The sequence below is a fragment of the Romboutsia lituseburensis DSM 797 genome, from assembly GCF_900103615.1.
In the GTDB taxonomy this organism is placed as follows: Bacteria; Bacillota; Clostridia; order Peptostreptococcales; family Peptostreptococcaceae; genus Romboutsia_F; species Romboutsia_F lituseburensis.
The window spans coordinates 1-1,481 of record NZ_FNGW01000028.1 but is presented as its reverse complement, the minus strand read 5'-3'; the positions used below and the strand labels follow the sequence as shown (position 1 = coordinate 1,481).

General features: G+C 30.5%; 2 protein-coding genes and 4 tRNA genes. All 6 read left to right on the top strand.

Annotated features, from left to right (window positions below; genetic code table 11):
• Positions 1-32: 32 nt before the first annotated feature.
• Positions 33-108, top strand: a tRNA-Lys gene (locus tag BLP75_RS17960).
• 21 nt (positions 109-129) lie between these two features.
• A tRNA-Cys gene (locus BLP75_RS17955) sits at positions 130-203 on the top strand.
• A gap of 8 nt (positions 204-211) precedes the next feature.
• A tRNA-Arg gene (locus BLP75_RS17950) sits at positions 212-288 on the top strand.
• Positions 289-308: 20 nt separating this feature from the next.
• Positions 309-384 (top strand) — tRNA-Val (locus BLP75_RS17945).
• Between the two features lie 174 nt (positions 385-558).
• Entirely contained in the window at positions 559-813 is a 255-nt protein-coding gene (locus tag BLP75_RS17940) for a DUF2508 family protein (protein WP_170139206.1), read from the top strand.
• Between the two features lie 17 nt (positions 814-830).
• Positions 831-1,244: a hypothetical protein gene (locus BLP75_RS17935; RefSeq protein ID WP_092727902.1), complete on the top strand. Its 414-nt coding sequence runs from the start codon at positions 831-833 to the stop codon at positions 1,242-1,244.
• Positions 1,245-1,481: the final 237 nt, after the last annotated feature.

Genomic DNA, 1,481 nt, shown 5'->3' with positions numbered 1-1,481 from the left:
GAGTTCGACTCTCATTATCCACCCCATAAAGTGATCCATTAGCTCAGTCGGTAGAGCACCTGACTTTTAATCAGGGTGTCCCGCGTTCGAGTCGCGGATGGATCACCATTTTATTATAATTTAAAATAAGGCGACATAGCCAAGTGGTAAGGCAGTGGACTGCAACTCCTTGATCCCCAGTTCGAATCTGGGTGTCGCCTCCATAAAATGTGCGCCCATAGCTCAACTGGATAGAGTGTCTGACTACGAATCAGAAGGTTAGGGGTTCGAGTCCCTTTGGGCGCACCATACAAATAAATGCTAAATGCGGGATTATAGCTCAGCTGGGAGAGCACCTGCCTTACAAGCAGGGGGTCACAGGTTCGAGCCCTGTTAATCCCACCAGTAACCTCTAGTGATATTCACTAGAGGTTTTTTATATTTAATATTTGATAAGTTTATATTTTCATAATTGAATTTATTTAATAAAGTATTTATTAAATTTACATAAAGTGGTATATTGATTTTAGAAAATGTCAAAGTTCTTAATAAATATGAAAATTATTAGGGAGGATGACTATGTCTAAAATAAGCAAAATAATAAATAAAGAGAAAGATAAACAAAAACTCATAAAGGAAATAAATAGAGCTAAACTGGATGTAGAAACTGCAGAACACTTTTTTCAAATTGTAAGTGATCCAGAGTTGGTAGATGTAGCTATCTATGAACTAGAAGCGAAAAAATCCAGATATAGATATTTAATAAAGGTGGCTAAAGATAAAGGTATAAAGAAAACTTTACAAGAGTCATTAATAGAGGCATTGGCTAAATAGATTAAGGAGAGAATAGTATGTATATAGTTTTCGGGAATGAAATAATAGACAGTAGTGAAATAAAAGATATGATAGAGTCTAATAGTAATTTTAAAGTAGATAAAGATATGACTAAAGGAACGAAGAGAGAAGATGCTCTAGCATATCAAATAAGTATAAGTATAGATGAATTAAATCAAATAATAAAAGAAGAGTATGAAATAGAAGAATTAGAAAGTGAAGATTTATTTGATGAATATATGACTTTATCTGATGAATTAGCAATGGAATTAGAAGAATTAATGCCAGAAGAGGTAATAATGAATGCTAGAGCATATAAATGGGATAACTCAGAAGATAGAATAAGGGTTATTATAGCAATGGCTCATAGTGAACTAGGTGAGCTTAAGGTATCAGATTTAACTAAGAGATTACTTTCTCAAGTAGACTAGGAATAAATAATATAAATTGATTATATTTAAAAATTATGTAAAATTGATTAAATTAATGAAAAAATGAATAAAATAATCAATTTTACATAATATAATATTGTTGATTAAAGTGAGTATTTTAGCTATATACAATAATTTTTTTAAAATAAATAAAAAAATATATAAAAAAGTATTGACGATATATTATAAAGATGATATAGTATTACTTGTCCTTAAGAAAAGGGCAAACAAGAAAAA